At 59.9% G+C, this 23,595-nt stretch carries 15 protein-coding genes and 1 rRNA gene; 13 read left to right on the forward strand and 3 right to left on the reverse strand.

All coding sequences use genetic code 11. From position 1 onward, the window contains the following. Nucleotides 1–15 precede the first annotated feature (15 nt). The 10 genes from ACQK2L_RS30370 (at nucleotide 16) to ACQK2L_RS30415 (ending at nucleotide 14,850) form a co-directional block, all read left to right on the forward strand. Entirely contained in the window at nucleotides 16–3,516 is a 3,501-nt protein-coding gene (locus ACQK2L_RS30370) for a UvrD-helicase domain-containing protein (protein ID WP_425400811.1), read from the forward strand. 537 nt (nucleotides 3,517–4,053) lie between these two features. Then, nucleotides 4,054–5,591 (forward strand): 16S ribosomal RNA (locus tag ACQK2L_RS30375). 389 nt (nucleotides 5,592–5,980) lie between these two features. Next, nucleotides 5,981–6,619: a hypothetical protein gene (locus ACQK2L_RS30380; RefSeq protein ID WP_425400812.1), complete on the forward strand. Its 639-nt coding sequence runs from the start codon at nucleotides 5,981–5,983 to the stop codon at nucleotides 6,617–6,619. Between the two features lie 70 nt (nucleotides 6,620–6,689). Continuing rightward, nucleotides 6,690–7,343, forward strand: a complete 654-nt coding sequence (locus ACQK2L_RS30385) for a hypothetical protein (protein WP_425400813.1) — start codon at nucleotides 6,690–6,692, stop codon at nucleotides 7,341–7,343. 6 nt (nucleotides 7,344–7,349) lie between these two features. Then, nucleotides 7,350–7,868 (forward strand): hypothetical protein, encoded by a 519-nt coding sequence (locus ACQK2L_RS30390; protein ID WP_425400814.1) that lies wholly within the window; start codon nucleotides 7,350–7,352, stop codon nucleotides 7,866–7,868. A gap of 182 nt (nucleotides 7,869–8,050) precedes the next feature. Then, a complete protein-coding gene (locus ACQK2L_RS30395) occupies nucleotides 8,051–9,730 on the forward strand; it encodes a DUF7453 family protein (protein ID WP_425400815.1) in 1,680 nt (559 codons plus the stop codon). 292 nt (nucleotides 9,731–10,022) lie between these two features. After that, nucleotides 10,023–11,789: a PEP-CTERM sorting domain-containing protein gene (locus tag ACQK2L_RS30400; RefSeq protein ID WP_425400816.1), complete on the forward strand. Its 1,767-nt coding sequence runs from the start codon at nucleotides 10,023–10,025 to the stop codon at nucleotides 11,787–11,789. Nucleotides 11,790–11,907: 118 nt separating this feature from the next. After that, nucleotides 11,908–12,663: a PEP-CTERM sorting domain-containing protein gene (locus ACQK2L_RS30405; RefSeq protein ID WP_425400817.1), complete on the forward strand. Its 756-nt coding sequence runs from the start codon at nucleotides 11,908–11,910 to the stop codon at nucleotides 12,661–12,663. Nucleotides 12,664–12,764: 101 nt separating this feature from the next. Then, a complete protein-coding gene (locus ACQK2L_RS30410; RefSeq protein ID WP_425400818.1) occupies nucleotides 12,765–13,547 on the forward strand; it encodes an endonuclease/exonuclease/phosphatase family protein in 783 nt (260 codons plus the stop codon). Nucleotides 13,548–13,608: 61 nt separating this feature from the next. Further along, on the forward strand, nucleotides 13,609–14,850 hold the full coding sequence (locus ACQK2L_RS30415; RefSeq protein ID WP_425400819.1) for a hypothetical protein: 1,242 nt from the start codon (nucleotides 13,609–13,611) through the stop codon (nucleotides 14,848–14,850). Here the strand turns inward: ACQK2L_RS30415 and ACQK2L_RS30420 are convergent. Together ACQK2L_RS30420 and ACQK2L_RS30425 are read right to left on the reverse strand one after the other, a co-directional pair. Further along, nucleotides 14,847–17,360, reverse strand: a complete 2,514-nt coding sequence (locus tag ACQK2L_RS30420; protein ID WP_425400820.1) for a protein-disulfide reductase DsbD family protein — start codon at nucleotides 17,358–17,360, stop codon at nucleotides 14,847–14,849. The two genes, ACQK2L_RS30415 and ACQK2L_RS30420, sit on opposite strands and share 4 nt — an antisense overlap. Nucleotides 17,361–17,551: 191 nt before the next feature. Continuing rightward, complete coding sequence (locus tag ACQK2L_RS30425) at nucleotides 17,552–18,553, reverse strand: phosphotransferase enzyme family protein (protein ID WP_425400821.1); 1,002 nt, start codon at nucleotides 18,551–18,553, stop codon at nucleotides 17,552–17,554. 212 nt (nucleotides 18,554–18,765) lie between these two features. On the opposite strand from ACQK2L_RS30425, the gene ACQK2L_RS30430 reads away from it, so the two are divergent. The 3 genes from ACQK2L_RS30430 (at nucleotide 18,766) to ACQK2L_RS30440 (ending at nucleotide 22,327) form a co-directional block, all read left to right on the forward strand. Further along, on the forward strand, nucleotides 18,766–21,516 hold the full coding sequence (locus ACQK2L_RS30430; protein ID WP_425400822.1) for a zinc-dependent metalloprotease: 2,751 nt from the start codon (nucleotides 18,766–18,768) through the stop codon (nucleotides 21,514–21,516). A gap of 108 nt (nucleotides 21,517–21,624) precedes the next feature. Continuing rightward, the gene (locus ACQK2L_RS30435; protein ID WP_425400823.1) at nucleotides 21,625–21,972 is read left to right on the forward strand and encodes a P-II family nitrogen regulator; all 348 of its coding nucleotides are present in this window, start codon (nucleotides 21,625–21,627) and stop codon (nucleotides 21,970–21,972) included. Nucleotides 21,973–21,976: 4 nt separating this feature from the next. After that, nucleotides 21,977–22,327 (forward strand): hypothetical protein, encoded by a 351-nt coding sequence (locus ACQK2L_RS30440; protein WP_425400824.1) that lies wholly within the window; start codon nucleotides 21,977–21,979, stop codon nucleotides 22,325–22,327. 23 nt (nucleotides 22,328–22,350) lie between these two features. On the opposite strand, the gene ACQK2L_RS30445 is transcribed toward ACQK2L_RS30440, so the two are convergent. Then, nucleotides 22,351–23,421 (reverse strand): hypothetical protein, encoded by a 1,071-nt coding sequence (locus ACQK2L_RS30445; RefSeq protein WP_425400825.1) that lies wholly within the window; start codon nucleotides 23,419–23,421, stop codon nucleotides 22,351–22,353. Between the last annotated feature and the right edge of the window lie 174 nt (nucleotides 23,422–23,595).

Consider the following 23,595-nt stretch of genomic DNA (forward strand, 5'->3'; position numbering starts at 1 on the left):
TACCTAGAATTCAACATGCCCACCGAGATCCAATACACCGACCAGCAACGCCCGGCGATTGAGGCACGGCAGACCTCCCTTGCGCTCGATGCCGGGGCTGGCTGTGGCAAGACGTTCGTGCTGACCGAGCGGTATCTCCAGGAACTGGAGGAGCACAATCCCGAGCGGCCCGAGGCGCGGCTCAGCGAGCTGGTCGCCATCACGTTCACCGACGCCGCGGCACGGGAACTTCGCACGCGGATTCGTCGATTGGTGTACGACCGCATCGCCCAGACGTCTGGCGACGACCGCCAGCGATGGCTCCAACTACAACGTGCGATCGACGGTTGTCGCATCAGCACCATTCACTCGCTGTGCGGCAACCTGCTGCGGAAGCACGCTTTCGACGTGGGCCTCGACCCGCTGTTCACCACGCTCGACGGCCCAGCGGCTGCGGTGCTCCAAACCGAGGCCATCGAAGACACGCTGCGTGGGCTGCTGACGCACCGCGACGACGACGCCATGGCCATCGGCCGCGCCTGGAACATCGACGGCGCGAAGGACCGCGTACGTCGCATGACGGCTTACTGCCGCAAGCCAGGATTCCGCGAGTGGCTGGAGCGTTCGCCCGATGAAATGATGGCGGCGTGGGAGTCGTACTTCAAAGACGTGGTTTGGCCCGCCGCGGTCGAGGAGCTGCAATCCTACGCCCAACCGCTGCTCGAGTTGCTTGGAGAGTTCAGCCCCCGGGATGGCTCCGCCGCCGATACCAAGGCCGAGTTGGTAGCCGCGCTGCAGTCGCTTGGCAAAGCGGCGCCCAGCCCTGCGCAGTTGGCGACCATCACGGACTTGGCACGCGTCGTGAAGGGAGCCCGCCCCGTCCCGTTTACCCGAAAGGCATGGCGCGATGACGTTCTATATGGGCACTTTCGCGATGCCGCCAAGGACATGCGGGACGCCATCCGAGAACTACCGACGCTCGATCAGGGCAACCCTGCGGTTCGTGAAGCGGCCGAGTTGGGCCTCTCGCTGGCGCGGGTGGCGGACAAAGCGGCCGAGTCGTACGAACAGCTCAAACGGGATCTCGGGGCGGTCGACTTCGACGACCTGATGGCGCTCACGCATCAGCTGCTCACCGACCCCAAGCACCGCGAGGTGCAACAACAGCTTCAAGATGGCATCTCGGTGCTGTTCGTCGACGAGTTCCAGGACACCGACCGCGTACAGGTCGACATGGTCCGCGCTCTGGTGGGCGACATCGCCGGCAGTGGCAAGCTGTTCTTCGTGGGCGACGACAAGCAGTCGATCTACCGTTTCCGCGGCGCAGAGCCCCAGGTGTTCCACGACCTGAAGGGCGAAATCGACAAGGGTTGGCGCCTACCGCTCTCGCAAAACTTCCGTAGCCAGCCGGCGATCCTCCACTTCGTAAACGCCCTGTTTTCCGGGATCTTCGCGGACTACCAGCCCCTGGAGCCGAGCCGGCAACAAACCACGCCGGAACCAGCGATCGAGTTTCTCTGGACCCACTACCCCAAACCAGAGTCGGGCAAGAAAGCCGGCTATGCGACCAACTCGCGAAAGGCCGAGGCGCGCACCGTGGCGGCGAAGCTGCGAACGCTGGTCGACTCGCAAGCTCCCATCATCGGCGACAAGGCTTCACCCGGCGGACGCCGCGCGGCCAAGTACGGCGACATGGCCATCCTGTTCCGCGCGCTGGGCGACATCGCGGCCTACGAGGAGGCTCTGCGGGCGGAGAACATCCCCTACTACCTGGTCGGCGGCCACGCGTTCTACACGCAGCAAGAAATCTACGACGTGCTGCACCTGCTGCGCGTGGTGCAGAGCGAGTGCGACGAGCTGAGCCTAGCGGGCGTGCTCCGCAGCCCGTTTTTCGCGCTGGCCGACGAAACGCTGTTCTGGCTGACGATTCAAAACAAGAGCCTCGAACGGGGACTGAATTCCAGCCTGCTGCCGGCGCAAATCGATAACGAGGATGGCGACAAGGTTCAACGCGCGGCCGAGACGATTACGTTCTTGCGATCCAAACGCGACGAATGGACCGTGCCGCAAATCCTGGCCGAAGCGATGGAGCGGACCGGGTACGACGCCGCGCTGTTGGCCGACTTCATGGGCGAGCGCAAGCTGGCGAACGTCAACAAATTGCTCGAACAAGCACGCACCGCCGTGGCGAGCGGAGTTGGTTCGCTCGCCGATTTCGTGACGCAACTGGCCGAATTCACCACGGCCACGCCCAAGGAAGCCCTGGCCACCACCAGCCCGGGCAACGCCAACGTGGTGCGGCTGATGTCCGTTCACAAGTCGAAGGGGCTCGAATTCCCGGTAGTCGTCGTGCCCGACGTCGATCGCAAGGCGCACAACGGCGGCGATCAGGTAGCGTTCCACGAGAAGCTCGGTCCGGTGGTGGGCCCGTCGGGGCAGTCGGACGAAGACAAAAAAGCCTCCACCGGCCTTAAGTTGTTCCAACACGTCGATCGCCGCGAGGACACGGCCGAGACCGATCGGCTGTTCTACGTCGCCTGCACCCGGGCGGCGGATTACCTGATCCTGTCCAGCTCAGTCGACGACATCACCACGCCGATTGGTCCCTGGCTCAAGCGGCTCAGCGAGGTGTTCGACCTTTCGACTGGCGAATTGCTCGATCCCGGCTTGGTCGACGAAACGAAGCGGCCGCAAGTGCTCGCTACGCTTGAGAAAGCCCCTGCGGCGCGGCCATTCGCTTCGGGCAGCTCGCCCGACTGGCTGAAGATCCTGGAGAAGGCCAAGCGGCAGAAACGCAACGCAACGATCGAGCAGTCCGCCCGCAAACTCCGCGTCGATCCGGCCGCCCGACGGCGATTCTCGGTCACGCGACTGTCGGGACAGATCATTCCCAGCGGCGGCGAGTGGTGGCGCGACGAAGACGACGAGGCGGACGACATCGCGGTAACCGATTACGATCCGCTCGGCTTCGGTACGCTAGCGCACGCGGTGCTCGAACGCTGCGACCTGGCCGACGATTCGACCATCGCCCGCTGGTGCAAACAGCTCGCTCCGCACCACGACGTCCTGCACGAAGAGACCGTCGCCACGATGGCCGACGACCTGGTGCGACGCTTCGCCGCCTCGCCCCGCGCCAGCGAGCTGCTCAAGGCACCGCAGGTGCATCACGAAGTGGAGTTCACGCTCACCTGGCCGCTAAGCTCGGAGGACCCCGACGCCCGGTATCTGCAGGGCTATCTCGACTGCATGTACCAGGCCGAAGACGGCTCCTGGCGGGTGATCGATTACAAGACGAACCAGGTTTCCGCCGACGGCGTAGCAGAATTGGTCGAGAAGTACGAACTGCAGATGCTTGTCTACGGGCTGGCGGTCGAGCAAACCTGGGGCACCGCGCCCGACGAGCTGGTGCTGCACTTCCTCCGTCCCGGCGTCGAGCACGTGTTCAAATGGGACGCGGCCGCCCGGCGTCGCGCGATCGACCTGGTGGAACTGGCCCTGGCGAAGCTAGAAGCTGCGGCCGCCCGAGGTCGAGTTTAACGGCCAGGCAAACTTGGCACGCTCGCCTGCCGCGCAGCGGATGTCACTCGCCCGATGAGATTCCTCGCGCGAACCTCCACAAGTGACCGCGCGTCGTAGGTAGGCAACACAGCGGGTTGTTTCCGCAGCAAGATTTTCGGCCGCTATTTCCGGGTGTTTTTCGCAAAACGGCAAACAGTTTTGGAAAAATGGTTGGGGGCCGTTGACAGACTGCAGTTGGTCCGTAAGATTGACCGATCTGTGGTGAGTTGGTTGTCGCAAGCACTGCGAGCGACAGTCGGCCGCCAAAGCGGTTCGCCCCCTGGGCGATTCGATAAAAAGCTCTTTGACAATTTGGTGAGTATTCCATTCCTTGTCAGTCTGAAGACTGTAAATACTTCAGATGGCTAAGATGGCGAGATGGCTTGTTGTGCCGGAAGCTTCGGCGACCGATGTAGCAAGTTGTCGTTAAGTCATCTTTAACTTTTAAGAAGCCATCAAACACTTCGAATGGCTCGTATCCTCTGGCAGCTTGCTGCTGGTGGTTATGCATACATTAAATTGAAGGGTTTGATCCTGGCTCAGAATGAACGTTGGCGGCATGGATTAGGCATGCAAGTCGAGCGAGAAGCTCTAGATTGAAACTTCGGTCGATTTCTAGAGTGGACAGCGGCGCAAGGGTGAGTAACGCGTAGTTACCTGCCCCAGGGTCCAGAATAGCCTCGGGAAACTGAGGGTAATGCTGGATAATATCTCCGGATCAAAGGTGAGATTCCGCCCTGGGAGGGGACTGCGTCCTACTAGCTTGTTGGTGGGGTAACGGCCTACCAAGGCTACGATGGGTAGCGGGCGTGAGAGCGTGGCCCGTCACACTGGGACTGAGACACTGCCCAGACACCTACGGGTGGCTGCAGTCGAGAATCTTCCTCAATGGGCGAAAGCCTGAAGGAGCAATGCCGCGTGCGGGATGAAGGCCCTCGGGTTGTAAACCGTGAAAGTAAGGAGGAAGGCTCTGTGAAGAGCAGAGTTTGACCAATTTACAGTAAGGACGGGCTAAGTTCGTGCCAGCAGCCGCGGTAAGACGAACCGTCCAAACGTTATTCGGAATTATTGGGCTTAAAGGGTGCGTAGGCGGCGCTATAAGTCAGGTGTGAAATCCCACGGCTCAACCGTGGAACTGCGCTTGATACTGTGGTGCTTGAGGGAGACAGAGGTAAGCGGAACTGATGGTGGAGCGGTGAAATGCGTTGATATCATCAGGAACACCAGTGGCGAAAGCGGCTTACTGGGTCTCTTCTGACGCTGAGGCACGAAAGCTAGGGTAGCGAACGGGATTAGATACCCCGGTAGTCCTAGCCGTAAACGTTGAGCACTTGATTGAGGACCCTCCCATAAGTTCTTGGTCGAAGCGAAAGTGATAAGTGCTCCGCCTGGGGAGTATGGTCGCAAGGCTGAAACTCAAAGGAATTGACGGGGGCTCACACAAGCGGTGGAGGATGTGGCTTAATTCGAGGCTACGCGAAGAACCTTATCCAGGGTTTGACATGCATGGATTAACTCTCTGAAAGGAGAGCCACAGTTTCGGCTGGAACATGCACAGGTGCTGCATGGCTGTCGTCAGCTCGTGTCGTGAGATGTCGGGTTAAGTCCCTTAACGAGCGAAACCCTTATCTTTAGTTGCCAGCGAGTAATGTCGGGGACTCTAGAGAGACTGCCGGTGTTAAACCGGAGGAAGGCGGGGATGACGTCAAGTCCTCATGGCCTTTATGCCCTGGGCTGCACACGTCCTACAATGCCGCGTACAGAGGGAAGCGAACTCGTGAGAGCAAGCAAATCCCAAAAAGCGCGGCCCAGTTCGGATTGCAGGCTGCAACTCGCCTGCATGAAGCCGGAATCGCTAGTAATCGTGGGTCAGCATACCACGGTGAATGTGTTCCTGAGCCTTGTACACACCGCCCGTCAAGCCACGAAAGTGGGGGGGGCTTAAAGTCGCTGAGCTAACCGTAAGGAGGCAGGCGCCTAGAGTCAACTCCGCGATTGGGACTAAGTCGTAACAAGGTAGCCGTAGGGGAACCTGCGGCTGGATCACCTCCTTTCTAAGGATTTCTTAGAACCTTACATCGGGTGACCGATGTTCGGAATAAAATGGGACGGTCTTTTGTTACTGACAAAGATTGGAGGCAGCTTCGGCTGCCGCTCACCAAATTGATATTGAGAAACCCGGCCTGGGGAATTAGCCATCCCCACGGCCGGGTTTTTTAATGCGCCTGCCGAACTTTCTGGTGTCTGAGCGGTCACTGATGAGGATCATACAACCAATGTGAACTCCAAAGCGGGGAGGACGATCTACGTGGTTGATAGCAAGCCCCCACCACGGCTGCATGTGATGTTGGCTCGCGATGCACCGATTGGGGTTGTGGTCCGCCGTGGGCCCTCGAGGATGGTTTGCTCCCTACGGTGGGATCTTCGGACTGACGAAATCCAAATGGGGCAATGGCTCAAAGGGCGCATCTACGAGCGTCGCGGCGACATCTCGCCTAACGGACAGTTCTGGCTCTACATGGCCATGAAAGCGGGCAAGGCCTACTCGGCAATTGCGGTTGTTCCTTTCCTGAAGGCCAAGGTCTTTTGTTCGCATGGCACTACCTATGAAGGAGGCGGAGTCTTCACGGACAACAGTTCTTACCTGCCCTGCGGGTGGTGCGATCCGATCGAAGAGTACAACTCGGGTTTCCAACGTAGTACCGAGTTACCCAAGAGCGGTGGCTCCCTCTGTGCCAGTAGCTGGACTGCAGATACCCTTCGACTCAGTCGGTCAGAGTGGACCGCGGCGGACGCAGCGCCAAACCGAGGCAAGTGTCTCCAGAAACCCTTGGTTAACGGCTGGACACTCCAGAAGTGGATTAGTGAGCACGAAGAATATCGCCTCGTTAGTGAACGTGGCACTGAACTTGACGGAACAACCTGGGAGTGGGCCGATTGGGACTCCTATGGGAATCGATTGGTGTGGGCGCAGGAAGGCAAACTCTACGGAGCTCGACTAAAGGCTGGAGGTTTGACTTCGCCCACTTTGATTTACGATTTTGCCCCGCTTCAATTCACATCTATTGAGGCACCCTACTAGATTTGCCGCCGTCCGTGTCGTCAGGTGCCACCGTTTGCAAGTTAGCTCGTCCTGGCATGATAATTCGATTATGCCCCGTCCCCTCGTCATCGCGCACCACCTCATCTGGACCGTCTATGGCACTTGGCTGCCCAACGATCCACGTGGCAGCGGTTCAAAAACGATTGAGTCGGACTTGCTGAGCGAGCTTGGCGAACTGCACTATGGGCGCAAGCAGATTCAGCCGCCATACCGCGAGGTTCGCGAGTTCTACCACAAAGCTACTCCACGACTTTCCCACCCCGTGATCCGCTTTTCAGCATCTGCCATCCATTCCGCCGCTTGCGGCTTAGCCGAAACGATCGCCGAGCACAAATACACTTGCTACGCTTGCGCGGTGATGCCCGACCATGTGCACATGGTAATTCGCAAACACAAGCACCAAGCGGAGGAGATGCTTGCCAATCTAAAAAGGCTAAGCCGCGAGCGGCTCGTTAGCGAGGGATACTTCGAAAACGATCATCCCGTGTGGACCGCCGGCGATGGTTGGAAAGTGTTCCTGGAGCATCCCGACGATATTCGCAGGACGATTTCGTACGTCCAGCGAAACCCGACCAAGAGCGGACTACCAATACAGCGATGGGACTTCACCACAGACTACGACGGCTGGCCGCTGCATCCAGGGCACAGCCCAAACTCACCCTATGCCAGAGCGTTACGTGGTGCTGGCAAATATCCAGGCTAACTAATCATGCTCCCCCTCTACCAACAAATCATCACCAACCAATACCAAGCCACGCTGCGGATGCTCTCCGACGCGGTGGTGCAGTGTCCCGATGAGTTGTGGAACGAGCCGATCGTCGAACTCAAATTCTGCCAGGTGGCATTTCATACGCTCTTCTTCACCGATCTCTATCTCGGCCGAGAGGAAGCCGGGTTTCGTGAGCAGGAGTTTCACCGCCAGCACGCCGAGACGTTTGCCGACTATGAAGAACTCGAGCCGGTGCCGCAGCAGCACACCTACGAGAAGTCGTTCGTCGAGCTCTATCTACAATTCTGTCGCGAAAAGGCCAATTGCGTAGCCGCCGCCGAGACCGAAGAGTCTCTCCAGCAAACACTCGGCTTCGACTGGCTCGAATTCTCCCGCGCTGAAGTGCACTTTTACAACATCCGCCACGTCCACCACCACGCCGCGCAGTTGAGCCTTTTTCTGCGGATGCGCGGCTACGACGGAGTCCGCTGGCGGGGTTCCGGCTGGCCAACCGACTGAGCGCGATCGACGCTTACCAGCGTTATCGAACTCCTCGTTTCCTTCTAATGCGAACACTGTGGACACGACCAAAGGGTTTGCACCACCCGGGTGTGGTTTCCTTTGCTTGCACGCTGGCCCGCGCACCCTTAGACTTGGGAAATTCCGCATTTGCCGCGCACCACAATCCAGGGGGTAGTCTAATGAAATCGATCCAGCGCCCGGCTTCTACTTCGCCACGGTCCAGGTTTTCTTTCGCTACCCTGCTGGCCCTGTTGGTTACCCCCACGCTCGCCTGGGGCTTGGACGTGCCGGTGTACGATCACCGCGTCGATGGCGTCGATCTCTACTTGGTTGCCGATACCGAAATCAGTCGCCCCGTTGTGCCGGTTGCGACCGAATTCGATGGAGTTAACAACGCCTCGATCAACAATCGCGGGCAAGTCTTGTTCTCAGGTTACTTTGGGTCCAGTTCGGGAGAGTTCCTCGCAGAGCGCGGAAAGCCGCTCAATAGGATTATCGCCGTTGGCGACGTGGTTCCTGGCACGCCTCAACCGGTTGACTGGGTTCCCGATCGGAGTATCGATGACTCGGGGAAAGTGCTCGCCACCTTTGCGCCGGACCCTGGATTTGATCCACCTGGTCCAGGTTACGAACAGGGAATCTGGCGTTTCGACGGCACGAGTTGGGGTACTCCCATAGCAACGGTACCGGGGCCGGCAGTCGGCGTGGGAACCGGTGGGACCTACATCGATTTTCTCGTCGCAACTCCTCATACAACGCAGTCGGGGCAAGTACTCATAAAGGGGTATGTCGACGCCGAGTACCTGGGATTCGGTTCCGAAGCGGGCATCTGGGTGGCAGATCCCAACGACAACATTCGTTTTGTGATTCGTGGCGGGATGGAGGTTCCCACCAACGCGGGACAGGCGGTCATCTACGGTGAGCCCTTTATTGGTTCGCGACTGGACAACAACGGGCGGGTGATGTTTATGTCCGAAATCGAGGGAGCCAACATTGACCAAAGCAATAACCATGGAGTGTGGACATCGCTTCCCAATGGCGAACTGCAGTTGATTTCGCAGCGCGGCCAAATGGCGCCCGGCACCGAGCCTAGCACGGTGTTCGACTTCTTCGAGATTGTCGAAATAGACAGTAATGGGAATACGCTGCTTTATGCTTCGCTGGATGGCCCTGATGTCGACTCCTCCAACAGAAATGGTTTGTGGATGCACCGCGAAGACGGCCAATTGGAGAAATTGCTTCGCAGTGGCGACGTATTCCCTGGTTCGACAGACTTGTATCTGAGGAGCGTCGGCCTTGGCTCGCTCAGCGAGTCGGGAACCGTGGTGACTCTCGCACGATTCGAAGACAACCTGGGTCAAGCGGCTGGGTTCTCGCTGCTCTCCATTGATCAAAATGGCAACACGATGCCGATTGTCGACTCCAGCATGGACGTACCCGGTGGCACAACCGGGGCAAGCTTCAGGAATATCGCTAACACCACAGTTAATCGATTTGATCAAGTTGCTTTTGAGGCCAGCCTGGCGGGTCCCGGCATTACCACTGCCAATGACGGAGGTGTCTGGGCGACGGATCGGCAAGGCAACCTGGTGCCCATCTTGAGGGAGGGGGACGAAGTCTGGTTCTCCGATACCGACGTGCGGACCATCCAGAGCATCGGCATCAACCTGGGCTTCGAAACCTCTCGCGCAAGTGGTTTCAATGATCGAGGGGAATTGGTTATGGAAGCCCGATTCACCGATGGTTCCCGCTCGATCCTCGTCTCCTACGCGGCCGTGCCAGAACCCTCTGCGTGCTTGATCGCCATGGTTGGAGTCGCTGCGGCGGGTATTGGCAGGTACCGCCGGAGAAGGGCATAGTCGCCTTTAAGTGGTAGGTGCATGCAAACTCCATTCCCGTTCGCAGGTTGCGACACCAGTTTTTACGGGATCCAGGCCGGAAAACCGCCAGACCGACTTTGCGCAATAAGAAGGAATTACTGCGTTTTCGAGCACAGAACTCCTTGTCGACTTTGGTTAGGTTGTGTGAAGTGACCTGCTATTGTCGCCTCGGCACCAATCTCTTCTCCCGAAGCGCGGTGACCGGGCCGTTATCCGTCGACTGTTGAACCGAGTTGTAGGCTTGTGTGGCCGGGTGTTCAAAGGAAATCAAATGATCAAACAACTAGTAGCATGTGTAGGTGTTCTGGCGTGCACACTCTCGATCGCTTCGGCACAAGGCACGCTGTACTGGGACATCAATGGGGCTGATCCCGGGGCGGGCAATGTCGGTGGGTTCACCGACGGCAACTGGGGGATCGATAGCTTTTGGAGCACGGATCCCAGCGGCGAGGTTGCCACCGGGGCGTGGGTAGTGGGCGACAACGCAGTCTTCTCAGCCGGCGACGACGCCGTGGATCACTTTATCAACATTGACGGAACGCAAATCGCGAATTCCGTCACCATCCAGGATGGGTTGGTAACGATTGCTACGGGGTCGATGGACGTCGGCACCGGCGATCTCATTATCGAAAATGGTGCAACTCTGAAGTTTGAGAATCGAGAGATTCTGGCCACCGGTGCCAGGGTCGTACTTCGAGACGGCACTGTCGAGCACGATTTTACTGGAAACTACTTCGGCATGTTTCGAAATGGCACCGAAATCACGATCGACGGAACGGGAACAATCAACCGCACCAACGCGCTGGTTACCTATTCCTCGGGAAGTGTAATCACGGGTGTCGGTGGCACGACGGAGAATGGCGGTGCCGGTACCCTCATCAAAGAAGGTCCGGGAGAATTCCGATACCAAGGTTCTGGCCTGCCATTGACTACTTATGCCAAGCTGGTGGTCAACGAAGGCCTATTCCGTCTAGGGTTTGCGAACGATACGCAAGACACCCGTGGCTTCGGAGCAGATCCGCTGGCGCTCGATACCGAGGGCATTACGCTTAACGGTGGAGCAATCGGAACAAGTTTGTTTCTCTCGCAGGCTCAAATCCACGAGAATCGTGGTATCACCATTGGACCGAATGGTGGAACATTCAATATGACTGCTGGTCATTTTGGCATTAACGGTCCGGTGACCGCAGCTCCTGGGACAACCCTTACGCTCATCGGTGGCGGTGGCGACGTTGAATTCAAGAGCACCATGAACTTGTCGACTTTCCAAGGCGACATCGTTCAGGACGGTGGCGACCTGCTGGTCGTCGAGTCGCTGGCTACGCCGAACCACAGCGGAACCGGCGGGCGGGTCGACATCTCCGAAGGCAAGGAGTTCACCGTTGGGTCGAGCAATACCGATCAAACTTACTCTGGCAGCCTCATCGGAATAGGGACCTTCGTGAAGGCCGGCACGGGTACGCAGACACTCTCGGGCGCCGCAACCACCTCCACGGCAACGCTGGAAGTAGAAGATGGAATCCTTAATCTGACGGATCTCATCCTTGCCGACACTGCCAACGTCTCCTTGCTCAACGGTGGAGGCACGCTGAATTTGGGTTTCGCTGGCACCAACATCATTAACGCGTTGTTCATCGACGACGTTAGCCAGGCCATTGGCACTTGGGGTGCAGTGGGGTCCGGAGCCGATAACGAATCGGGCCTGATCACCGGCACCGGATTGCTGCAAGTCAGCACGATGGTGTCCGACCTCCTCATCGGCGACTACAACGAGGACGGTACCGTGAATATCGCCGACTACACGCTGTGGCGCAATAACCTGGGTGCCGATGGATCCGTGCTGGCGAACCGCGACCCCGCCAACATGGGGGTGATCGCTACGGCCGACTTCGACTCCTGGAAAGCAAATTTCGGCGAGACGTCGACCGCAGCGGCGGTGGCTTCGCTAAGTAATGTCCCCGAACCAACGAGTTACCTGCTGCTTACCATCGGCCTGCTGGGCCTATGGAAAACCCGCAAGGCGATTGCTGCTGCGTGAAACGAATAGTTTGTTGCGCGGAGATTGCTATCCAATTCCTTCTACACCGATCAGTCTGACAAATGGTCGGGTAGGCCTTTTCACATCCTATGACCTGCTTAAACTCGGAGTAATGCTCATGAATGGCTCACCAACGATGCGTTATTCGCTATTTCTTCTCGCTTGCGCCGCGCTAATCCCTGTCGCGACCGCTAACGCCGCAACGATTCTTGTCGACGAAGACTTTGAAAGTTACGCCGACACCGCAGCGATGCAAGTCAACTGGGGAGCCACAGGCGCGGGATCCCTGGATACGACTACTGGCAATCCCGGCCAATCGGCACTGCACCCTGGAGGCACGGTCAATTCCTGGGTCGGAAGTGCGCTTTCCCTTATTCCCAGCGATACGGACAAGCTGGTACTTACCGCCGACATCTACGACGACGGAACCCCGTCGCGCAACACCGTTGGCCTACGTAATGGTGCCACACCTCTCTTCGAGATGGGACATTACAACAGCACGCTCGAACGCTATCACGTGCGAATTCTCAACATGTACGGTGGTGAAAACTGGATTCCAATCGAACCAGGTCTAGCAGCCGACGCCGGTGCTCCCGCTGGCTGGAATCGTTATCAAGCGACGTTCACCGGTACGAGCCTTGAGATCACCATCGACCTGGGGGCCGACGGAACCATAGACGGTTCCTACACGTCCGTCGGGGCTCCATCGGCAAGTCCTTTTGTCGACCTGCGATTTGGCGGACCTTCGAATCTCTCGTCGGCCGGTCCCATCCACGTCGACAACATTCGACTGGAGATCGTCCCCGAGCCCTCGACGTTCGCTCTGGCCGGACTGGCGCTCGTTGGACTAGTGGGCTTCGCCCGTCGTAAGTAGAATAACTTTGCCAAACTTGATTCTTGCAGCGGGGTTCAGCCTAGTTGAACCCCGCTGTTTTTGTGCGCAGACTTGGTTGAAGGACGGGATTCTCGGAGTTCATGATGCCAAACCGATTGCTGGATATCGCCACGGTTGCAGTTGCTCTGCTATTGGCAAGCAGTAGTGCAAGCGCCGTCGAGTTGCGGGTGCTCAGCTACAACATTCACCACGGGCGGGGCACCGATGGCGAGGTCGACCTCGCGCGGATCGCCAAGGTGATCCAGTCGGCCAAGCCCGATCTGGTGGCGCTTAACGAGGTGGACAAAGGGGTCAACCGCTCGGGCAAGATCGACGAGCCGGCGGAGTTGGCTCGGCTTACCGGAATGCACGCCGCGTTTGAGAAGAACATCGACCACGACGGCGGAGAGTACGGCAACGCCATCCTGTCGCGGTGGCCAATCGAGAAGATCGAAAACGTCCGCTTGCCTTCGTTGTACGATGGGGAACGACGAGGGATGCTGATGGTGCAAGTCGAGCCCAAGGAGGGCGAGACGTTTTGGTTTGCCGCGACGCATCTCGACTATCGCCCCAACGACGCCGAGCGGCTCGAGTCGGCCGAAGCGATCGAAAAGCTCATGGCAGGTCGCTTCGCCAAGCAACGTTTTGTACTAGCCGGCGACTTCAACGCCCTGCCGGAGAGTCGCGTGATCGAGCGGTTCGCCAAGACCTGGAAGATCGCGGAGTCGGGACACACGTTTCCCGCCGAGAAGCCGACCAAGCGGATCGACTACGTCATGATGCGGCCGAAACCCGCCTGGCGGGTACGCTCGGCCAAGGTTCTGAAGGCACCGGTCGAGTCCGACCACCGCCCCGTACTGGTCGTACTCGATGTGGTAGACTGAAAGCCTCCGGGCGCCAGGCGTGTGCTGCCCGTCGATTCAGTCTCCTCGAACCGGTGTTAGCATGCATCTAAAGACGCCCCTGTTGTTGATTGTCGCACTCATGTTCATTCTCCCCAGTGCGTCGTCGGGCGAGGAGCCGTCCAGCGCTGAGACGTGGCGACCCGACCCGGCGAAGGTCGAGCGGTACATGAAGAGCCGTCGTGGCGTGCAGGCGCGCGAAGAAGCCGTACCCGAATACACGCTCCCTGTGATTCTCTCTTCCGATGGCGACTGGCACACCCGCCGTGCCGAGTTGGTCGAGCTATTCGAAAAGCACGTCTACGGTCGAGCAATCCCCAAGCCAGAGTCGCTCAAGACTGAGACCGTGGAGAAAACGCAACTCAGCACCATCCCGCGCGGCGTCTGCCAACGGCAGCGAGTCACGGCAACCATGGAGAATGGTCCGTTCTCTTTTGAGTACCTTCTCTTCGCGGTCGAAGGCGAACAGTGGCCGGTGTTCGTGATGATCAACAATCGAGATCCCGAACTAGCCATGCCGGACGGAGAGAACTTCTCGGGCTTTGTGCCGGTGAAGCAGATTCTCGACGCTGGCTTCGCGCTGGCCGTGCTTCAGCACAACGATGTCGCGCCAGACAATCAGGAAAACTTCCGCGAAGGCATACTGGACGTCGTGCTACCGGCAGGTCCGCGCCAGCCAGACGCTCCCGGCACGATCGCCGCCTGGTCGTGGGGGGCGAGTCGCGTGCTCGATTCGCTAGAGGGGAACCAACTGGTCGATGCCAGCAAGGCGGCCATTATCGGTCACTCGCGAGGAGGCAAAACCGCACTGTGGACCGGCGCCCTGGACCCGCGGTTCTCGCTGGTGATCTCCAACAACTCGGGGTGCATGGGCGCGGCGATTTCTCGGCGACGATTCGGCGAAACGGTCGGCGTGATAGGCCAACGATTCGAACGCTGGTTCTGCCCCGAGTTTCAACAGTACGCCAATCGAGAGGACGAGTTGCCCGTTGAGCAGCACCAGTTGATCGCCCTCGCAGCGCCGCGGCACGTCTACGTGGCGAGCGCCGACGAGGACTTGTGGGCGGATCCGCGTGGCGAGTGGCTGGGGCTGGCCAACGCTCACCCCGTGTTCGAGTCACTCGGCGCCAAGTCGATCACGCCCACCATGACGATGCCGGCGCTCAATCAGCCCCGAAACGTCGGCGCCACAAGCTACCATATCCGCACCGGTGGCCACGATCTTACGGAGTGGGACTGGCAGCAGTACCTGGCGGTGGCCACAAGACTCTGGAACAGCAATTAGCGCCGGGTTGCCAGCGCGCTGTTGTCACTCACCTTTTGCTCTTCGCCACCAGGACGCGAGAGCACGAACCCGCGATGCGGATTCTTCTCCCCTGCCCCGGCGGCAGCCAAGGCTTGCAGTACGTCGGTCTTGGAGACCGTATCGCGTAGCACGATCACTTCGTCTGGTCGATCGGCCGGATAGATCGCCAGCAGGGGAATGCTTCGGCTTTCAAGTTGGGCGAGCGCCTCTTCGATGGCCGGGTCTTCATCGGTCCAGTCGGCTTTGAGCGCTTCGACCTTGTTGGCCTCCACCACATCTTTCACGGCGGCTACGTCAATTGCAGTCGCGAGATTCCATTGACACGTGAGGCACCAGTCGGCGGTAAAGTCGACAAGCACGGTCTTGCCTTTCTCCTTCGCAGCCACGAGCTGGGCGGGTGAGAAATCCTTCCAAGCGAGGGCCCCCTCGCGTTCGGGCGCAAAGCCAACCATGCCGACGCCAATTGCCGTGGTGAGGCCAAGCATCCAGGCCACGCTCCGACGCGCAAGTGGCGCGGTGATGGGTTGCCGACCCCCAAGCCAACAGGCGAACCACAAAGCAACCAGCAATGCGAGCGTCGCAATCACTTTCTCGGTATTGATGGTAGACAGCAGGTAGACCACGGTGCCAAGCAACACGAATGCCATGAGTTGCTTGAAGGTATCCATCCACGCACCTGGCTTGGGAATCCATCGAATCAGTTCAGGGAACGCGCCAATCAGCAAGTAGGGCAGCGACATCCCTAACCCTACGCAGAAGAATATCAAATACGTTGTGCTTGCCGGTTGGCTGATGGTGTACCCGAATACGGGTCCCAAGAACGGTCCGCTACAGGGCGTTGCCAGAATGGTAGTCAATACGCCCTTGAAGAACGCGCCGCCGTACCCTTCGCGCGAGGCAAGCTCCGCCGCGGCGCTGGATCCAGCGAAACCAGGGAGAGGGATCTCCCAGACGCCCAGGAAGCTTAGAGCCATGACAAACACCAGGGCGGTCAATGAGACCTTAAACCAAGTCTGAGTGTTCAGTTCGCCCCATTCGTAGGCATTGGTACCCAGGCCTAGCTGGGGCAGTGCGGCCAGCGTGGCCAGCAACATAAACACAGCCATCAAACCAGCAACGTAGGTCAAATTGAGGGTGAACACCCGGGCACGGCTTTCGCCACCTTGCTTGGCGAAAGCCATGATCTTCAGGCCGATCACTGGCAGTACACATGGCATAAGGTTCAGGATCAAACCGCCAACCAGCGCGGCGCCCAACATGCCGGCGAGTCCCAGATTGCTCTGCGCCTGGGAACTCGTGAATTCAATGATAGTCGGTCGCCCTGCACTAGGAGCAGCCTGCAGCTGATTGGCGATCTCCTTTGCCTGCGTGGTGACCAAGTTGTATTGTGCAGGAGTGAAAGTCACCGCAGCCGGCGGTCCACCAGCGGTTTCGCGGACGTTCAGCTTGACGTTGAACTCCGCGGCTCTGGATACCTCGCAGCTCCCCAGTCCATTCTCGTTGGCTTCGCAAGCCTGGTAACCGATGGCGCCACGCAGCTCGTAGGTTCCAGGTTCCAAGTCGGCATCCACGTCGATCGGCACACGCCACGCCACCTCATTCTCGTGGTAACGCAGATTGCCAAACTCCGGCAGTGGGGCTTCTTGTTCCGTCACTTCGCCGAACATCTCAGGCAAGTAGGCAACCAGATACTCCGATGGCTGCACGACAATAAGGGTTGGGCGATTCGGTCCGTCGCCAACCTGCTTCGCGTAGGTATTGAGGTGCCACGACTCGGGAAGTTCCGCACGCAGGTACAAATAGGTTCTCCCGCCAGGCTCGACGGTGCTCTGTTCCAGCCAGCCGTACCAGGTGACCACCGAATCGTCGGCGCGAAACACCCCCGCCTCCGAGGGTGGCTGGGGAACGATGGTCGAGTCATCGACGGCTGGTTCACCGGACTGGGTCGCTACGTTCCCTGACTCGCTCGTTTCAATTGGCCCGATCGGCACACCGGCGCCCCGCCTGGCCTCGAAGTCCAGGTTGTACAGTTCGCAGCCTTCACGGCAGGCTTGCAGATTGACGGTCCCGCCAATGGTCAGTGAGCCGACGTCGACACCCTCGTTTACCTCAATTGGCAAATACCAAGTCACCTCATCCGTGTGCTCTTCAATCGTCTGCCCTTTCCAAGCCTGTAGCTCTCGCTCCACGTGTGTGTGGGGTTCAGGGAAGGCTCGCCAATCGCCAATCGGCTTGTAGTCACTCGACTTGTTCAAGCGGATCGTCGTCGGCTTTGGACCTGGCATCTCCTGCGTAAGGGAGTAAATGTGATACCCCTTGTCGATGAATGCGGAGACCATGAGCACCGCGGGGCGATCATCAGTGGCGGGAGTGAACTGCGCCTCGATCTGCACGGGTTTGCCGGTCGATGGTCCACCGCTAAAGCCGCCCAGGTCGAAACCATCGAGATCAAACTCTTGCCCGCGCGCAACAGTCGCTGCCAGAAGCATGAGGCTCGTAGCCAGAAGCCATGCCAGCGATTGGACTTGGCACTTGAACGATTCCGGCCGACATAGCACGTGGCGCCTGATGCTCATAAGAATCCTGCTCGAGGACGAAGGGGGGAGGGAAGGGGAGGCGGGGTGAGCTTGTCAATTCTACCCAGCCGAACCGGTCAGGAAAACATCGTCTGCCGGGGGGTTTACGGGCTTTTGCGCCCGCGCAGCAAGTGGGTTAGCCGCAACGCGAAGTGCGACATTCGGTCGCACACCGCCTGTGGCGAGGCGAAACTACGTCGCTCGACGCCCAGCCACTCGAGCCAGTTGGCGAGCGACAGCACCGTACCGCTTGCGCTGAGGGCCCCTGTGGCCTGCAAATCCGCTTCTGAGAGCGTTTGGACGTCTGCGTAGGCAGCGACGCCGGCGGGCCACCACTCGGCGTTCTCGGCGGTCGTGCTGCCCAATAGGCGAGCCAGGTCGGCCATGGGAGTGTCCACCCGCACTGTGGCGAAATCCACCAGCCCGGTCACTTCATCGGCCACCAGCAGGAAGTTGTTGTGCCACGCGTCGCCCCACGTCCACTGCCCGTTGAGCCGCACTGCTTGCAGCGCTGCGAGTTGCCGAGTCGCCACCTCGGCTGCCTGACCAACCGCCACCGACCACGTCATGCCAGCAGGCGAGGGTACCGGCAACGCGCTCGGGTCGAGCCCTGCAAACCGGCCAGCGTCGATGCCGCTCTGCAATGCGGTGAGTGCCTGAAGGTGCCGCTGGACAGCTAGCGGCTCGTCGGGCGTCGTTAGGTCGGCCGTTTCCTCGTGCAACACAGCCAGTTGTCGGCACATCGCCTCGAGCCGCGCGAGCGTGGGGCGCTGTGCGAAGTCGGCCTCGCCTGGAAGCCAAGGAGCGAGTTCCCAATGCCAGTCGCCCTGAGGATGCAGGGCCGCGCCGCAGTGGGTCTCGATCGCCACCGGCAACTGCACGCGGCCGCCACTGGCTGCTTGAGCTGTGAACCGCAGAGCGGCTCGGGCGCGGTGAAGTTCCGACGTCGGCCAGCCGCGTAGCGCGTAGCGGTGTCCATTGGCTTCGATCCGCCACAACGGCCAATCACTGAGTCGCCCATCCACAATCCGTACGGCCGTGGATGCTGGCAGAACCAAGTGGGGCCAACCACTTCGGGCGATGTTCAAGGCTTGGGCAGATTCCACGTTCGGTATCTTCGCGGTGACGGTTATTTCGGATGCGAGCGATTCGCCAAGTGGCTGAAGTGGCAAATATAGCGATCTGAGCGGAATCCTTCGACAAAGGCCCAGCTGTGGGGTATATTCTGGGGGTTCTTCCGCGCCTCTCCATTTTACCCACCCGGTAAAGTCCCACCTTGCAGGGCGCACCCCTAACCAATTTACCGAAGGCCATAGTCGTGTCTCACCTGCGTTATTCGGCGTTCTTGCTCGCTTTGTCGCTATCGACAATTTGTTGTTGGACCTCTGCTGGCGCGGATGATGAGAAGCAGGAGCCAGAGGCCAGCGAGCCCAAGACGGAGGCCTCCACCAGCGAGGTCGCCGCCGAAAGCGAAGCGGGCAGCAAAGGGAATTCCAGCTCGGCGGCATCCAAGAGCGAGGCCGCTAAGCCGAAGTTCCCGCCTTACGACAAGGTACTCAAGGACACCACCTCGAAGAGTGGCCTGTTGAAGCTGCACCAAGGCGAGGAGAAGCTGTTTGTCGAGTTGAAGCCGGGCGACTTCGATCAGGACTTCTTCGTCCTGATTACCATCGCCAAGGGCATCGGACAGCGGCCGCTGCTGGGTGGCTTTAGCTGGGGCTTCGGCGACGACTGGGTATGGCAATTCCGCCGCGTGGGCGACCGCGTGCAAGTGGTGCGTCGTAACGTTCGCTTCACTGCCCAGGGTGGCAGCCCCGCCGAGCGTGCGGTGAAGCTGGCCTACACCGACAGCGTGCTGTTCAGTCTGCCCATCGCCACCACCGGCCCTGGCGGCACCGTGGTGCTCGACATGACCCCCGTGCTGATGAGCGACCTGCCACAGATCAGCCAAGTGCTGTCGGGCTTTGCGTTCTCGCCGTCCAAGAGCAACTGGGCCGGCATCGAGGCCTATCCCAAGAACGTCGAAGTCCAAGTGGCCGCTACGTACGCCTCGAACGGTTCGTCCGACATCGAGTCGGTGCCCGACACCCGCGGCGTGACGATCAACGTACATTACTCGATCAGCCGTTTGCCGAAGACCAGCTACAAGCCTCGTTTGGCCGACGACCGCATTGGTTACTTCCTGACCGTGGTGAAGGACTTCTCCAAAGCCGAGAACGAAGACCGCTTTGTGCGGTACATCAATCGCTGGCACCTGGAGAAGTCGGACCCCAAGGCCGACAAGTCGCCTCCCAAGGAGCCGATCGTGTTCTGGCTGGAGAAGACCATTCCGTTCAAGTACCGCAAGCCAATCCGCGACGGCATCGAGGAGTGGAACAAGGCGTTTGAGAAGGCTGGCTACTACAACGCGGTGGAAGTCCGCCAGCAGCCCGACGACGCGACCTGGGAGCCAGGCGACGTTCGCTACAACACTTTCCGCTGGATCACCTCGAGCGCCGGCTTCGCGATGGGACCGTCTCGCGTGAACCCGACCTCGGGACAGATTCTCGACGCCGACATCATCTTCGACGCCGACTTCCTGCAATTCTGGAAGCAGGAGTACGAGACCTTCACGCCTGAGAGCATTGCCGCCATGACCGGCGGGCCGCTCGACATCCAGTCGTACAAGCTCCAGCAGGCCATGCGGCCACGGCACCTGCACGACGGGCATCACGCGGGCTGCGCCTGCAACCTGCTGCACGGCATGTCGCGGCAGTTGGCCATGGGCGCCACGATCACGGCCACTCGCAAGCGTAGCACGGCCGACATGGATAAGATGATCATGCAAGGCCTCAAGGAGGTGACCATGCACGAAGTAGGCCACACGCTCGGCCTGCGGCATAACTTCAAGGCCAGCACGCTGTACTCGATGGACGAGATGAACGACGTCGAAAAGACCAGCAAGACCGGCCTCACCTCCTCGGTGATGGATTACGCTCCCGTGAACATCGTTCCCAGCGACATGAAGCAGGGCGATTACTACTCCACGACCATCGGCCCTTACGACTTCTGGGCCATCGAGTACGGCTACACACCGATCAAAAGCTCCAAGCCGGAAGACGAGCTGAAGGAACTTGGCAAGATCGCCGCACGTAGTGGCGAGCCAGAGTTGGCCTACGCCACCGACGAGGACACTCGCGGCATCGACCCCGATCCACATAGCAACCGCTTCGATTTCTCCAACGACCTGGTCGACTACGCCAAGCGCGAAGCGAAGTTGGTGTCCGAAACGCTGCCCACGATTGTCGACGCACTGGTCGAAGAAGGCGACGGCTACGAACGAGCCCGGCAGGGCTTTGGCGTGATGTTGTCCACGCATGGTAAGGCGATGTTCATGGCCTCGCGATACGTGGGCGGCATTCATGTGAGCCGCAGCCACAAGGGCGACGAAAACGCCGCCGAGCCATTCGAGGTGGTGCCCGCCGACAAGCAGCGCGAAGCTCTCGAGCTGTTGTGCGACGAAATGTTTTCGACCAAGCCGTTCAACTTCCCGCCCGAGCTGTACAGCAAGTTGGCGGCCTCGCACTGGAGCCACTGGGGCGTCGATGATACTTACCGTTACGACTACCCGGCTCACGAAGCGATCTTGATGTGGCAGGAGCGGGTGCTCTCGCAACTGCTCTCGACGCTCACGCTGACGCGGATCCACGATTCGGAGTTGAAAGAGTCTCCCGACGTCGACATGCTAACCGTCGCTGAGCTCATGACCACGCTGACCGACGCGATGTTCGCGGAGCTCGACGCGGAAGGCGATGCGGAGTACACGGTCCGCAAGCCGGCCATTTCGAGCATCCGTCGCAACATTCAGCGAACCTACCTCGACCGCTTGAGCCAACTGGCGCTGGGCACCTCGGCCCCCGAGGATTGCCAGTCGATGGCTTACAGCGAGCTGGGCCGCCTAAAGAAGGAAATCGACGGGTACCTGGAAGCCTCGGGCGACTCGCTCGACCGCTACACCCAGGCCCACCTGGAGGAGACGTCGGCCCGCATCGAGAAGGTCATGGACGCCCGCTTCACCGCCCGCCCGTAAGGGTGCCGGGCATGCGGCCCAAGCGGACTACGATAGCCCGCGACAATTCGTTATCATCCACAGTGTTGGAACCGCACCTGCGGTAGGCACCTGGCGGAGGATGAACGGATGAAACTCATTTGGGCGGTCATACAGCCCACCAAGCTGGCATCGGTCGAAAAGGCGTTGGCCAACGTCGGCGTTACGCGCATGACCGTGCTCGATGCGATGGGTTACGCGCGGCAACGCGGGCATATCGAAACGTATCGCGGGCACGAGTACGAGACGAACCTGTTGCGCAAGGTGCAACTCGAAGTGGCCGTGAACGACGACTTCGTCGACCGCACCATCGCCTGCCTGGAAGAGCACGCCCGCAGCAGCGTCGAGGGACACATCGGCGACGGCAAGGTGTTCGTGGTACCGCTGGAGCGATCGATTCAAATCAGCGACGGCCAGGAAGGCCCGGGAGCGGTCTAGGCAAATGTTGCTCGCCGTAACGAACGACTTGATGGCCACCGCGCCGATCGAACACGCCGCCCGACAGTTGGGCGCGTCGTGCCGCACCGCCTCGACCTCGCAGCTCACTGGGCTCCAACTGCCCGAAGCTCCGCAACTGGTGGTGCTGGACCTGAACGCCACGAGCGACATCCCAGGCACAGTAGCTGCCATTCGCCAAGCCGCCGGCGAGGCACCCATCGTCGCCTTCGGCCCGCACGTGCACGAGGCCACGCTGCAAGCAGCCGCTGAAGCAGGCTGCGCCCAAGTGCTCACCCGCGGGCAGTTCCACCGCGATATGGTCGCGGTGTTGGGCGAGTTCCTTCGCGCGAACTAACCGAACGATGGCCGCAGCAGCCCTTAAGCCGCGTCGGACTGATCGTCAAACTCCGGCACGCCAGTCGGCCCCTCGCGCAGTTGGGGAATGCCGCCGTCGTATTCGTTGGGGTCGATGAACACCTCGTCGGTGTGCACTCCGTCGACATCCTGCCGGCGTAGCAGGTAGATGCCGGTCGCCGAAGTCCAGATCAGGGCGGTGAGGTAGACGCCGATCAGTCCCAGCGCGATCGAATTCCACCCGGCGATGACGCTCTGAGCCCACTGGTTGTCGGGCGTTCCCGTGGCGAAGTCGCAAGCCGCCGCTGCTACGATGGCGAACGCGGAAGCCGCGCCGCTACAGCCCACCGCCATGGCCAACACGAGCGCCGCGTAGCCCAACAGCCGCAGCGGTTTCTGATAAGCATAGGCGAACATCCGGCTCACCGCGTCGAACGAGTCGCTCCCGTCAACGGCCGTAGCGGCCCACAACAGTGGCCAACCAATCGCAGCCGCGATGGCGTACAGCGCGACCAGCACCGCGACGACGATCACCACAGGCCAAATGACCGCCACGACGGCCGACAGCCAAGAGATTTCCATTGCCAAACGAACTACCACCAGCGGCAGCAGCATGAACGCCAGCCCCGCCAACAGTAGCAGCGGTCCTCCCAGGAACCCCGAACGTTGCCGCCAGGCGAACAGTACGGCCGCATCGACATCGGGACTTTCGTCACGCGTCAACGCCAGCGCCGTGATGCGCACGATGGCCCCACCCAACAGCGCCCACACCACCAATCGCACCGCACAGCGGAGCAAATTGACCAGGATCGGTTCACCTTGCGTCAGACCGATGAAGGGATCGGCGAGGCTCAGGAGGGTGAACTGTAACGTATGGAGTGTGGAGGCTGCAAAGCCAGCCAAACCAGTGGCTTCCGCCGATGGCTGTGAGGTGGTGGTTCCCAGCATTTGATCGCAAGCCCAAACCAACACGACCCCTGCGGCGGCCAACGCAACAACGCGTCCGCGCAAAGCGATGGCGGGAGTTTTGAGCAGTAGCAGCCACGACCATGCGGCCGTGGAACGTTTGACAGCATCAGGCGTATTGAGAGACATGCGGGTCCTTCGCGTACTCTTCGCTTCTAGCATCCATGCGGTAGAAAAGGCACCGCAAAGTATAGCCCGCCAGCACTGATACGCCTACGCCGATACGGCGTGCTAGCACTTGCCCCTCAGTGGCCATTCCATGGGCAATCCTGCGGCGATTTACACGAAACCGTTTGCCACGAT

The organism is Aeoliella sp. (assembly GCF_965227375.1).
Classification (GTDB): domain Bacteria; phylum Planctomycetota; class Planctomycetia; order Pirellulales; family Lacipirellulaceae; genus Aeoliella.

What these genes read in the sequence shown, in the direction of transcription:
- ACQK2L_RS30370 (WP_425400811.1), top strand. Translation starts at nt 16, where the DNA reads ATGCCCACCGAGATCCAATACACCGACCAGCAACGCCCGGCGATTGAG.
- ACQK2L_RS30380 (WP_425400812.1), top strand. Translation starts at nt 5,981, where the DNA reads ATGGGGCAATGGCTCAAAGGGCGCATCTACGAGCGTCGCGGCGACATC.
- ACQK2L_RS30385 (WP_425400813.1), top strand. Translation starts at nt 6,690, where the DNA reads ATGCCCCGTCCCCTCGTCATCGCGCACCACCTCATCTGGACCGTCTAT.
- ACQK2L_RS30390 (WP_425400814.1), top strand. Translation starts at nt 7,350, where the DNA reads ATGCTCCCCCTCTACCAACAAATCATCACCAACCAATACCAAGCCACG.
- ACQK2L_RS30395 (WP_425400815.1), top strand. Translation starts at nt 8,051, where the DNA reads ATGAAATCGATCCAGCGCCCGGCTTCTACTTCGCCACGGTCCAGGTTT.
- ACQK2L_RS30400 (WP_425400816.1), top strand. Translation starts at nt 10,023, where the DNA reads ATGATCAAACAACTAGTAGCATGTGTAGGTGTTCTGGCGTGCACACTC.
- ACQK2L_RS30405 (WP_425400817.1), top strand. Translation starts at nt 11,908, where the DNA reads ATGAATGGCTCACCAACGATGCGTTATTCGCTATTTCTTCTCGCTTGC.
- ACQK2L_RS30410 (WP_425400818.1), top strand. Translation starts at nt 12,765, where the DNA reads ATGATGCCAAACCGATTGCTGGATATCGCCACGGTTGCAGTTGCTCTG.
- ACQK2L_RS30415 (WP_425400819.1), top strand. Translation starts at nt 13,609, where the DNA reads ATGCATCTAAAGACGCCCCTGTTGTTGATTGTCGCACTCATGTTCATT.
- ACQK2L_RS30420 (WP_425400820.1), bottom strand. Translation starts at nt 17,360, where the DNA reads ATGCTTCTGGCAGCGACTGTTGCGCGCGGGCAAGAGTTTGATCTCGAT.
- ACQK2L_RS30435 (WP_425400823.1), top strand. Translation starts at nt 21,625, where the DNA reads ATGAAACTCATTTGGGCGGTCATACAGCCCACCAAGCTGGCATCGGTC.
- ACQK2L_RS30440 (WP_425400824.1), top strand. Translation starts at nt 21,977, where the DNA reads ATGTTGCTCGCCGTAACGAACGACTTGATGGCCACCGCGCCGATCGAA.
- ACQK2L_RS30445 (WP_425400825.1), bottom strand. Translation starts at nt 23,421, where the DNA reads ATGTCTCTCAATACGCCTGATGCTGTCAAACGTTCCACGGCCGCATGG.